Consider the following 11532-nt stretch of genomic DNA (forward strand, 5'->3'; position numbering starts at 1 on the left):
TAACGGTTATTTCTTCGTGAGCACTACAATTTATTACTCCCTTGTAGTACCCACACCTATCGGTATCAAATTTTTAATGAACAATCTCTTTCTGGTTGCGGGGGTAGGATTTGAACCTACGACCTTCGGGTTATGAGCCCGACGAGCTGCCAGACTGCTCCACCCCGCGTCCGTCTTGAGTAGAGTTCGCTACTTTACAGATTGTTTTCCGGTCTGTCAAATTTACTTGCGCCATTTTTTCCCGGTCCCTTCCTGAAAAACCGCCCCACGAAGGTTTTAACCAATTGAAAAAATGGACGTTATACTTTCTTTATTTTTTTGAAAAAAAGATTCAAAAAAGCGCTCAAGTAGATTCCGTGGCCAAAAGCGTTCGTCAGCGCGTCAGAACCAGGCGCGGCACGGTGTCCGTACCCACCCATAACAACGCATTCTGGCCGTAGGCTCGACCCAGCGCCAAAACCTTTTCATGGGGCCAGTCGAAAACCAGAAGACACGGTTCGCCTGGACACCCCCCGTCCGGATCTTCTCCCACGCCCTGAAATATCCGGCAGCCCTGCGCCACGACCTCCTGTTCCAGACGCGCCTGAGCCGCCCGGTTTTCCGCCTCGGTACGGGGTTCGCTGGCCGGGTTGTAGGCGCTGACAAACACGGCGCTGCACGCATCGTGACGTGCCATCAACGCACCGAGCGTGGGTGAGGGCTGACCGACATGCATCACGAACTCCCTCCCCCCCTCGTCCGTCACCCGGTAATCACTGCCTCGATAAATCGCCAGAAGTTCTGGAGAAATGGCCGTCGGCTCAGTGGTGTTCATGGTCACCTTCGCGCCAATGATCTCCCTCGCGCCAACGCTCCCCTTCCGGATGACCGTCACGCATCCAGGGTCCGCCCTCGCGGTGCCAAAACTCGGGATGCAAACGGTAGTAGGGAACAAACGTCCCGAGATACCAGGAATTTCTGACGAAGTAGACCGGTCGCCCGCAGGCAGCATACTGAACGCAGAAATTCGGCCAGTGACGCCACACGCGCGGCGGGACGCGCAAATAAAGGGGCGGCGGCGGGGCAACGCCATAGGGGGTTGGCGCAACCCAGACCGGTTGCGAAAAAATCAGTTGAGGCGCCGGACCGGGGCCCACCACCACGGGACCGTAAAACTCCGGATCACCCAACTCGAAAGCAGATGCCGACATGCTGGCCCACAGGGCTCCCCATACGACCCCAGTCATCTGCAGGGCCCGTTTGATGTGTTTTTTCATAATCGTCCATAATAAGGTAAATCAAGGTCACTCGATTCTATAACACCCCCTGATTAAAATCATCCCAGCATGGACGCCTTCAATCAGGATCCGTTCCGCACCCCTTTCTGGTCGCCTGCTTTGATCTTCCAAATGAGCAGTCATTTCATTACTTCAACTTGTGTTGTATAATTGAACCATGGAAAAAAATATAGCCACTGCTGTTTTCGAGTCACTTTCTTCCGGCCTGCGTCTGGACGTATACCGGTCGCTCGTCAAGAAAGGCAGGGAAGGCATGGTCGCGGGCGAAATCGCTTCCACGCTCCACATTCCTCCGACCAACCTGTCCTTCCACCTCAAGGCACTGACGCAGGCAGGCTTGCTCACAGTGACGCAGGAGGGACGTTTTCAGCGCTACCAGGCCAATATTCCGCTGATGCTGGATCTGATCGCCTATCTGACCGAAGAGTGTTGTGCCGGTCACCCCGAGCAATGCCTTCCCTCCTGCACCGATACCATCCTGCCGTTCTTTTCTTCTACTACTGTGAATTCCGATCGATGAACATTCTCTTCCTCTGTACGGGCAACTCCTGTCGCTCGATCCTTGGCGAAGCCACCTTCAACCACTTGGCCCCAGCCGGCTGGAAAGCCATGAGCGCTGGCAGCCGGCCCACCGGGCAAGTCCACCCGCGCTCGCTGGCTTTGCTCGCCCACGCCGGCATCTCCACCGCGGATTATTACAGTAAATCGTGGAACGACCTGCCGACCCTGCCGGATATCGTGATCACCGTGTGTTCCAGCGCCGCAGGAGAAACCTGTCCGGCTTACCTCGGCCCTGTCCTGCGGGCCCACTGGGGGGTTGAAGATCCCGCCCACGCCACCGGAACCGAGGAAGAAATCTATGCCGCGTTCATGACGGCCTACCGGACTTTACGTCTGCGCATCGAAGCCTTTTTGGCATTACCGCTGGCCGAGCTGCAGCAGGACAAAACAAAACTCAAGGCCGAACTTGACCGCATCGGCACCTTGACACCTTGATGAAACGGTTTCAATCCCACCAACCACCTCAGGAACTCATGGTTGGCTATATCCATTTAAAGTAAATTTCGAGAGGAATCCCCATGACCACGATTCATGTTTTCGATCCGGCGCTGTGTTGCAGCACAGGTATTTGTGGTGTTCAGGTCGATCAGGCGCTGGTAACTTTTGCTGCGGACGTGGACTGGGCCAAAAAGAACGGCGCCCAGATCGAGCGCATGAATCTTGCCCAGCAACCCCTTGCTTTTGCCGAAAATGCCACCGTCAGGTCCTTCCTGGAACGTTCCGGCCCGGAGGCCTTGCCCCTGATTCTGGTGGAAGGGGAAGTGGCTCTGGCGGGTCGTTACCCCACCCGAACCGAGTTGGCACGCTGGGCGGGCATCGCCAAATCCTTCTCCCCGAAAATTGACGTCGTTTGCTGCACCGACTCAGGATGCTGCTGAACTCCGGAATGGCTCTGCAATTTCTTCATCACCCCCCACGCTTTCTTTTCTTTACAGGAAAAGGCGGGGTGGGCAAGACTTCGATGGCCTGCGCCACGGCTCTTCAACTGGCGACCGAAGGTAAATCCATACTGTTGGTCAGTACGGACCCTGCTTCGAATGTTGGCCAGGTATTCGGCGTTGGTATCGGCCACCGCATCACACCCATTCCTGCCGTTCCCAACCTGGCCGCACTCGAAATCGACCCGCTGGCAGCAGCCCAAAACTTCCGGGAACGCATCCTTGATCCGGTGCGAGGGGTATTACCCGAACCCGTGGTAAAGGTCATCGCGGAACAACTCTCGGGAGCCTGTACCACAGAAATTGCCGCTTTTGACGAATTCACTGCGCTGTTGGTGGACTCTGCCCTGACTGCCGATTACGAACACATCATTTTCGATACCGCCCCCACCGGCCACACCATCCGCTTGCTTCAACTGCCCGGCGCATGGACCACTTTTCTGGAAACGGGAAAGGGTGATGCATCCTGCCTGGGCCCCTTGGCCGGACTGGAAAAACAACGTACAACCTATAAGGCCGCCGTCAAAGCGTTGACCGATCCTGCATGCACACGCCTGATTCTGGTGTCTCGCGCACAATGTGCCACGTTGCGCGAAGTCGCACGCACCTCAAAAGAACTGCTCTCCCTTGGGGTGTCGCAACAGTACCTCGTCCTCAACGGGGTGCTCCCCGCCATGGATCCAGCCTGCGATGAACTGGCCACCGCCCTCTACCAGCGCGAACAGGCAGCACTCGCTGCCCTCCCGGATACCCTCAAAACCCTTCCCCGCGATCAGGTTGAACTCAAGCCCTTCAATCTGGTAGGCCTGGATGCCTTGCGCCATTTTTTCACCAGCGACCCTGCCCCTTCGGACACTGGTAAATTACCGGAGTCACGGAACAGCCCCAACCTCTCTGACCTGATCGATCAAATAGCCAAAGATGGCCGTGGGTTGATTCTGCTGATGGGCAAGGGCGGGGTGGGCAAAACCACATTGGCGGCGGCGGTCGCGGTTGGGTTGGCTCGCAAGGGATTCTCCGTTCACCTGACCACCTCAGATCCTGCCGCCCATCTGACCCACACGCTGAAAGGTGCGCTGGCCCAACTGACCGTCAGTCGCATCGACCCCGCCGAGGAAACAAAACGCTATCGACAGCAGATACTGGACACCCAGGGGCCCCGGCTCGATGCCGAAGGACGTGCCGTGCTGGAAGAGGACCTGCGTTCTCCCTGTACTGAAGAAATTGCCGTATTCCAGGCCTTCTCCCGGATCATCCGGGAAGCAGACAGGCAGTTTGTGGTCATGGACACTGCCCCCACAGGTCATACGCTGCTTTTGCTGGATGCCACCGGAGCCTATCACCGCGCAGTCACGAGGACGGGCGGCAATACCAACCTTCACGTCACGACACCGATGATGCAATTACAAGACCCGAAGCGGACAAAGGTGCTGCTGGTGACCTGGGCAGAAACCACGCCTGTGCTGGAAGCCGCGAACTTGCAAGCCGACCTGCGCCGTGCAGGCATCGAACCGTGGGCCTGGGTGGTCAACCAGAGCATTGCTGCAGCGCACCCACACGCACCACTGTTGCGGGCACGCGCACGGAACGAGTTGCCCGAAATCCACGCCATCGCCACCCGGCATGCCCGTCGGTATGCGCTCATTCCCCTGCTGAAACATGAGCCGATCGGCATCGATCGACTCATGGAACTGATCCATGTCCGCCCTGAAGGTTTTGATCGAAAAACCAAAGGAAACATGACCGACCCGATCCCGCCACAGAATCCAGGCGCCTGACTCATGAGTATTTTCGAACGTTATCTGACCCTGTGGGTTTTTCTCTGTATCCTGGCTGGAATCGCCCTGGGGCAAGTTCAGCCAGACGTGTTTCAGGCCGTCGGACACATGGAGGTCGCCAAGGTCAATCTCCCGGTGGGACTATTGATCTGGGTAATGATCATTCCCATGCTGGTCAAGGTGGACTTCGGTGCGTTGCACGAAGTCCGTCAACACGTTCGAGGCATCGGTGTGACGCTGTTCGTGAACTGGCTGGTCAAACCTTTCTCCATGGCATTCCTGGGCTGGCTGTTTCTCCGCCACCTGTTTGCCGGTCTGTTGCCAACTGACCAGACCGACAGTTACATTGCCGGTCTGATCCTGCTGGCCGCCGCACCCTGCACGGCGATGGTCTTTGTCTGGAGTCGCCTGACCCAGGGCGATCCACTCTTCACACTGACGCAGGTCGCCTTGAACGACAGCATCATGGTCGTGGCATTTGCCCCGCTGGTAGGTTTCCTGCTCGGCATTTCCGCCATTACCGTACCGTGGGATACACTGATCACCTCGGTGGTGCTTTACATAGTGATCCCCGTAGGGTTGGCCCAGTTCTGGCGAAAGTGGCTTTTAAGCCGCGGTCAGGCCACCTTCGACGTAGCGATGAGCCGGATCGGCCCCTGGTCGATGGCCGCCTTGCTGGCAACCCTGGTGCTGCTCTTCGCCTTTCAGGGCGAGGCCATCCTGACGCAACCGCTGGTCATCGCCCTGCTGGCGGTCCCCATCCTGATTCAGGTCCTGTTCAACTCGGCCCTGGCCTACGGCCTCAATCGATGGGTCGGCGAGAAACATAATGTGGCATGCCCCTCTGCCCTGATCGGTGCTTCCAACTTCTTTGAGCTGGCCGTAGCCGCCGCCATCAGTTTGTTTGGCTTTCATTCGGGTGCCGCATTGGCCACCGTTGTCGGCGTGCTGATTGAAGTGCCGGTGATGCTGCTGGTGGTGCGCGTGGTCAATGCAACCAAGCCATGGTATGAACGTCGCGCCTGACGCCATGCCCGATGATGAACAGAAAGGAAGGTTCCTCGGTCATTTCCCGCCGGACACGACCTGTCCCAACAAATCCGAACAATTTGTTTCGACGTCTGTACGATACAGAACAGACAGCCCTCCGGTTTCACTCTAAACTTGACGCTTCTCTGCAAGTTCAGTTAGTGTTGGCAACCCTGGAGAACCCGTGTGTCTCCTGTCGATCATTCCCTTGCTACCAATCGTCTGCTGGAAGGCTTGCCCCACGAAAGCCGGGAACAACTGCTGTCCGGATGCGAATTGGTTGATCTGTCCTTTGGTGAGATCTTGACCGAATCGGGAGACCGTATTCGCCATATTTACTTCCCCACCAAAAGTTTCATTTCCCTGATCGCACGAACTGATGACCATGCACTGGAAACGGGATTGGTCGGAGACGAGGGCATGTTTGGAATTTCCCTGATCCTGGGCGTGGACCTTTGTCCTTTGCAAGCTTTGGCACAAGGGGCTGGTCCGGCTTTGCGCATGCCAACTTCCTCATTCATTCGAGAACTCGATCAGAATATTGCCTTGCAACGAACATTGAAATACTATCTTTTCGTGGTGATCAGCCAACTCACACAAACCGTAGTCTGCAACCACTTCCATCGGATAGAAACACGCCTTGCCCGATGGCTCCTGATGATGCAGGACAGAGCTCACTCCGATGAATTTCATGTCACGCACGAGTTTCTGGCCTATGTACTGGGTGTGCGCCGCGCGGGAGTCACCAAAGCCGCCACTTCTCTGCAACAGAATCAGTTGATTCACTACAAGCGGGGAGATATCACGATTCTTGACCGGGTTGGTTTGGAGAACGCTTCCTGCAACTGTTACGAAACTGACAAAGTCACTTACACCCGTATCATGGTTCAATAAGCAGGAACAGGAAATAGGACAATCAGACGGTTACAGTAGAATACGATGCAATCATGCATCGAAGGATGGATTGTGATCCTGACCAAGGGACGAGAGCGTATGAGTCATCCGTTTAGTTTATTTGGGACAGCCTCCGGTGAGTAATCCCTCGGAAGATTCCTTACGGCCCCCCCCCATCGAATCCGAACGCGATCAGATCAGCCAGAATATCGAGGCCATTCTGCAGTTCTACTCGCGAGAAGATCAAAAGATCAGTCACTCTCAACGGATCCTGGAACGTATCAGTCTGTTCATCGGGCAACCGATTTTTGTAGGGGCCATCCTGATTTTTGTTGCGCTCTGGACAATTTTCAATATCGTATTGCACCAACTTGGCCTGCCAGAATTCGATCCGCCTCCGTTTTTCTGGCTGCAGGGAATCATTGGTCTGAGCGCATTACTCATCATGACCGTGGTGCTCACCAAGCAGAACCGAATGGCCAGGCTCGAGGAACAACGCGCTCATCTGGACTTGAAAGTGACGCTATTGACCGAACAAAAGGCGGCCAAATTGATAGACCTGCTGGAAGAGTTGAGACGAGATTTGCCAAATGTCAAAAACCGCCATGATCCCGAAGCGACCGCGCTGCAGCAGTCCATGAGTCCGGATTTGGTGCTTGCCGCACTGGATGAAGGCGGAAATTCGGAAGAACGCTTGAAGCAGAGCACAGAAACCCAAGAGGGCGCAAACAGTAGCCAGAAAACAGATGACCGGGTTCCCGTCAGTGGGACCGAGGGTAAAGTTTGATCTCGAGATTTTGCAAGGCCGTACGTAATCCTTCTTCGATGACGGGGTGATAGAACGGCATTTCAAGCATCTGCGTGATGGTCATTTTGTTCTGTAACGCCCAGGAAAGCAGATGCGCCAAATGCTCGGCCGCAGGCGCCAACATTTCCGCGCCCAGAAAGCGGCCAGTCGTCAGATCCCCGTAGACGTTCAGCAGGCCCTTGTTCTCGAGCAGAATGCGCGCACGGCCCTGGTTCTCGAAGTTTACCTGTCCGGTAGCAAAGGTGCCAGTTTTCATTTCATGGAATCCCCCACCCACGATGCCGATCTGCGGATCGGTGAACACAACCCCGAGGGGAACCCGGCGCAAGCCGGGACTCACTGGCTTGCCCAGCGCAAGCAATGCAGCATTTTTACCTGCAATACCCCCCTCATCAATGGCTTCATGAAGAAGCGGTATGAAGTTGCTGGCATCGCCCGCAATAAAAATTGTGCTTTCCCCATCTGTGCTCATGGTTCGGGTGGTTGCCGGATCGAACAAAGGCACACCTTTGGCGTCGAGCCAGAGCGTGGTCTGGTTGAGGTCAATGCCCGTGACATTCGGGATCCGACCAGTGGCGGCCAGGACGTAATCGAAAGAATCGGTCTCCCGAGAACCATTGGCTCCCAGGCGACCAATGACGACACGATCACCATCCCGAAACATGGTCTCGATGTGGGTATCAGACTCCAGGGTGAATTCTTCATTGAAGGCTGCGATGGCATAAGAGCGTATCTCCGGGTCACTGATAGGGCCAACGTCACCTCCCCGTCCGAGGACGACGACACGAACGCCCAACCGATGCAGAGCCTGGCCCAATTCCAGGCCAACAATTCCCGGACCGATCACAGCCATGGCTTTTGGCAGATCGAGCCAGTCAAATACGTCGTCGCTGACGATCATGCGGTCACCCAAAACCTCGAACGAATCAGGATAGGCTGCACTGGAGCCGGTTGCAATGACGATGCTTTTGGCTGTCAGGCGGATATGGTCAGAGACCGCAATCGTATGATTGTTTAAAAAACGTGCATGACCACGAATACGGTCCTCGTCGGGAATGATACGCATTTCACGCTGCACGAAACCAACAAAGCGATCGCGCTCCCGTCGGATGCGCGCCATGACCTCGTGACCATCCACGCGGATAATACCCTCCACATGAATGCCAAAACCCGAGGACTTCCTGACGGCATGGGCGGATTCGGCTGCGGCAATCAGGAGTTTGCTCGGCATGCAGCCCACGCGCGCGCAGGTGGTGCCATAGTCCCCTCCTTCAATAATTGCAGTGCGTGCTCCGGCGGCTATCGCCGCATGGTACGCACCCAGACCTGCGGTGCCGGCGCCGATGACGGCAACGTCGACTTGCACAGTCTTCATATCCCGCCAGGCTCCGATTCAGACTGTCTTGTGCGCGGCGAAATGCGCTTCCAGATCATCCGCACTGCCGATGAGTCTGCCGCCGATGAAGACCTGCGGCCAAGTGCGGCTGCCGGAAACCGCATGCAATGTGCTTGAGGTGATGTGTTTTCCAAGGCTGATCTCGTCGTAGATGACTCCCCGGGATTCAAGCAATGCCTTGGCCCGCGCACAGTAGGGACAACCGGGTTTTGAAAAAATCAGCACGGGTTCGGGCACGACAGCCTTCGGGTTGATGTATTTGATCATGGTTTCGGCATCGGAAACTTCGAGTGGGTCGCCTTCCTTTTCCGGTTCGATGAACATTTTCTCGATCACGCCATTCTTGACCAGCATGGAATAGCGCCAGGAACGCTTGCCAAATCCAACCTCGGACTTATCCACCAGCAATCCCATCCCGGCCGCGAATTCGCCGTTTCCATCCGGAATCATTCTCAAGTTGTCGGCTCCCTGATCCTTCTGCCATTCGTTCATCACAAAGGCATCATTGACCGCCAGGCAGACGATCTCATTCACCCCATTGGCTCGGAAGAGATTGGCCAATTCCTTATAGCGCGGCAGGTGCGTGCCCGAACACGTCGGCGTATAGGCGCCGGGCAGAGCAAACACAACGACGGTCTGCCCCTGAAAGAGTTCGTCCGTAGTGACATCCTTCCACTGGCCATGGGTGCGGGTTTTGAATGTCACCTTGGGGACAGGTTTGCCTTCTAGGCTCTTGGCGCTGGGTAGCATGATGACTCCTTGGGGTGATAATGGATCTGTTGTCAGGCGGATTTCTATTTGGATTCGTGTTCATGAACCGTACAAACCAGCACGGCCACCACGGTCCAGACTGCCTCAACAAGCACATTTTTTCGGTGCGGTAACGCACAGTTAAGTAACCAATTTTTTTGAACTTTCCCTAGTTTTCGAATGGATTCCGGACGGCTTTGGGATGTACGATCCGTACGATACCGCACACTGTAACAATAAGATAATCTATACTGGCATCCTAGGATTATCTATACAGCAAGACCGGAGGGTTCGTTTGAGTCCAACCAATGTACAAAAGGGAACCTGCATGTCACCTCCACCGGACCCTCGTCAAAATCATCTTCTTGCTGCCTTGCCCGAGGAAGACTACGCACACTTCTCGCTCCTTATGGAATGGGTTCAGATGCCCCTCGGCAAGGTTCTCTACGAGTCCGGCATTCAGATGCGCCATGTTTATTTTCCCACCGACTCCATCGTGTCCCTGCTCTATGTCATGGAAGACGGTTCATCGGCCGAAATTGCCGTGGTTGGCAATGAAGGTGTCGTCGGAGTCCCTCTGTTTATGGGGGGCGAAACGACCCCCAGCCGGGCGGTCGTGCAAAGTGCTGGTTACGCTTACCGTCTGAAGGGTCAACTTCTGAAAAACGAGTTTTCCCGCGCAGGTCCGATGCAAATCCTATTGCTGCGCTACACCCAGGCATTGCTGACCCAAATGGCACAAACAGCGGTATGCAACCGGCATCACAGCTTGGATCAACAGTTCTGCCGATGGCTCCTGCTGAGCCTCGACCGCTTGTCCTCCAACGAACTGATCATGACTCAGGAGCTGATTGCAGGCATGCTCGGGGTACGCCGCGAGGGCGTCACAGAAGCCGCCGGAAATGTGCAGAAGGCAGGCTTGATCAAGTACAGCCGTGGCCATATCACCATTCTCGACCGGGTAGGGCTGGAAAAGCGGGTCTGCGAATGTTACGCCGTGGTCAAGAAAGAGTTCGATCGCCTTCTTCCTGAGTAGTATCTGCCTACAGTCGGCCTTTACCTGAAGAACCGGGTTGTCCGCTCTCCAGGCAGGCAAACCGCCAGGTGGTTGCGCGCAGGTCCCCCTGGCTTCTGACATCCGATCCGACATCTGATAGGCACTCCTCTGTTCGGCATCGCACAGAACATATCCACCAGTCAGGACACCATGAAGAGTTCAGGTCTGCCTCTTTGCTTCTTACCAGAGGGAGGAGGATCGCTTTCCCACCCTTGAACAACTTCTTGAAAAACACGCTGCCCTCCGGAAAACCGAAGGCCCTGATGCACCATCGACAAGCAGGTAGGTCCATGTCCAGAAAACCACTCGATCCGCTCCTGTCTGTCGACAATGCCCCCACCACGGCAGACAGCATCACGGAACGCCGCCATCAAGTGGCCATGCCGATAACGGGCGCTTTGCAGAACGCAATTTTCAACAGCGCCAACTTCTCGAGTATCGCCACTGACGCAAAGGGCGTCATTCAAATCTTCAATGTCGGGGCCGAGTGTATGCTCGGCTACACGGCCGCCGAAGTGATGAACAAAATCACACCAGCCGACATTTCCGATCCGCAGGAAGTCATTGCGCGTGCCAAAGCGTTGAGCCTCGAACTTGGAACACCCATTACGCCCGGCTTCGAGGCTTTGGTGTTCAAGGCCTCGCGCGGGATCGAGGACATCTACGAGTTGACCTACTTTCGCAAGGACGGGAGCCGCTTCCCGGCGGTGGTATCCGTCACGGCGCTACGGGACGCGCAGGACGCCATCATCGGCTATCTGTTGATCGGTACCGACAACACCGCGCGCAAGCAGGTCGAAGCAGAACAGAAGAAACTCAATCAGCGCTTGCGCGACCAGCAGTTCTACACACGCTCGCTCATCGAATCCAATATTGACGCAATCATAACGACCGATCCGTCCGGAATCATCACCGACATCAATCAGCAGATGGAGGCACTCACCGGTTGCACGCGCGACGAATTGATCGGCACGCCGTTCAAGAACTATTTTACCGATCCAGATCGAGCCGAGGCGGCCATCAAACTGGTGCTGAGTGAAAAGA

The 11532-nt window shown here is 55.7% G+C and carries 13 protein-coding genes and 1 tRNA gene; 9 read left to right on the plus strand and 5 right to left on the minus strand.

The features are described 5' to 3' along the window. Positions 1-92: 92 nt before the first annotated feature. The 3 genes from M6F29_RS10185 to M6F29_RS10195 all read right to left on the minus strand — a co-directional run bounded on the left by M6F29_RS10185 (position 93) and on the right by M6F29_RS10195 (position 1256). Positions 93-169: transfer RNA gene (locus M6F29_RS10185), tRNA-Met, on the minus strand. Positions 170-373: 204 nt separating this feature from the next. Continuing rightward, positions 374-814 (minus strand): DUF3293 domain-containing protein, encoded by a 441-nt coding sequence (locus M6F29_RS10190; protein WP_298159370.1) that lies wholly within the window; start codon positions 812-814, stop codon positions 374-376. Beyond that, positions 801-1256 (minus strand): hypothetical protein, encoded by a 456-nt coding sequence (locus M6F29_RS10195; protein ID WP_298159372.1) that lies wholly within the window; start codon positions 1254-1256, stop codon positions 801-803. The genes M6F29_RS10190 and M6F29_RS10195 overlap by 14 nt, the downstream gene beginning before the upstream one ends. Positions 1257-1434: 178 nt before the next feature. Here M6F29_RS10195 and M6F29_RS10200 point away from each other — a divergent pair, with 178 nt between their 5' ends. The 7 genes from M6F29_RS10200 (at position 1435) to M6F29_RS10230 (ending at position 7264) form a co-directional block, all read left to right on the plus strand. Then, a complete protein-coding gene (locus M6F29_RS10200; RefSeq protein WP_298159375.1) occupies positions 1435-1797 on the plus strand; it encodes an ArsR/SmtB family transcription factor in 363 nt (120 codons plus the stop codon). After that, positions 1794-2273 carry an arsenate reductase ArsC gene (locus M6F29_RS10205; RefSeq protein ID WP_298159377.1) on the plus strand — a complete coding sequence of 160 codons (480 nt, stop codon included), beginning with the start codon at positions 1794-1796 and terminating at the stop codon, positions 2271-2273. The genes M6F29_RS10200 and M6F29_RS10205 overlap by 4 nt, the downstream gene beginning before the upstream one ends. 83 nt (positions 2274-2356) lie before the next feature. After that, on the plus strand, positions 2357-2716 hold the full coding sequence (gene arsD / locus M6F29_RS10210) for an arsenite efflux transporter metallochaperone ArsD (RefSeq protein ID WP_297455464.1): 360 nt from the start codon (positions 2357-2359) through the stop codon (positions 2714-2716). Positions 2717-2724: 8 nt separating this feature from the next. Next, entirely contained in the window at positions 2725-4554 is a 1830-nt protein-coding gene (arsA, locus tag M6F29_RS10215) for an arsenical pump-driving ATPase (RefSeq protein WP_298159381.1), read from the plus strand. A 3-nt stretch (positions 4555-4557) separates the two neighbouring features. Beyond that, entirely contained in the window at positions 4558-5580 is a 1023-nt protein-coding gene (gene arsB / locus M6F29_RS10220) for an ACR3 family arsenite efflux transporter (protein WP_298159383.1), read from the plus strand. 189 nt (positions 5581-5769) lie between these two features. Further along, positions 5770-6477: a Crp/Fnr family transcriptional regulator gene (locus M6F29_RS10225; RefSeq protein WP_298159384.1), complete on the plus strand. Its 708-nt coding sequence runs from the start codon at positions 5770-5772 to the stop codon at positions 6475-6477. Between the two features lie 136 nt (positions 6478-6613). Next, positions 6614-7264, plus strand: a complete 651-nt coding sequence (locus tag M6F29_RS10230) for a DUF1003 domain-containing protein (protein ID WP_298159388.1) — start codon at positions 6614-6616, stop codon at positions 7262-7264. Here the strand turns inward: M6F29_RS10230 and M6F29_RS10235 are convergent. Further along, positions 7239-8660 carry a dihydrolipoyl dehydrogenase gene (locus M6F29_RS10235; protein ID WP_298159390.1) on the minus strand — a complete coding sequence of 474 codons (1422 nt, stop codon included), beginning with the start codon at positions 8658-8660 and terminating at the stop codon, positions 7239-7241. The genes M6F29_RS10230 and M6F29_RS10235 overlap by 26 nt on opposite strands. 18 nt (positions 8661-8678) lie before the next feature. Beyond that, positions 8679-9431: a glutathione peroxidase gene (locus tag M6F29_RS10240; RefSeq protein WP_298159393.1), complete on the minus strand. Its 753-nt coding sequence runs from the start codon at positions 9429-9431 to the stop codon at positions 8679-8681. A gap of 328 nt (positions 9432-9759) precedes the next feature. On the opposite strand from M6F29_RS10240, the gene M6F29_RS10245 reads away from it, so the two are divergent. Together M6F29_RS10245 and M6F29_RS10250 are read left to right on the plus strand one after the other, a co-directional pair. Then, positions 9760-10467: a Crp/Fnr family transcriptional regulator gene (locus M6F29_RS10245; RefSeq protein WP_298159396.1), complete on the plus strand. Its 708-nt coding sequence runs from the start codon at positions 9760-9762 to the stop codon at positions 10465-10467. Between the two features lie 311 nt (positions 10468-10778). Next, the coding region (locus M6F29_RS10250; RefSeq protein WP_298159401.1) for a PAS domain-containing protein at positions 10779-11532 on the plus strand (754 nt) is incomplete at its 3' end.

It is taken from the genome of Ferrovum sp. (assembly GCF_027317285.1).
Taxonomy (GTDB): Bacteria; Pseudomonadota; Gammaproteobacteria; order Burkholderiales; family Ferrovaceae; genus Ferrovum.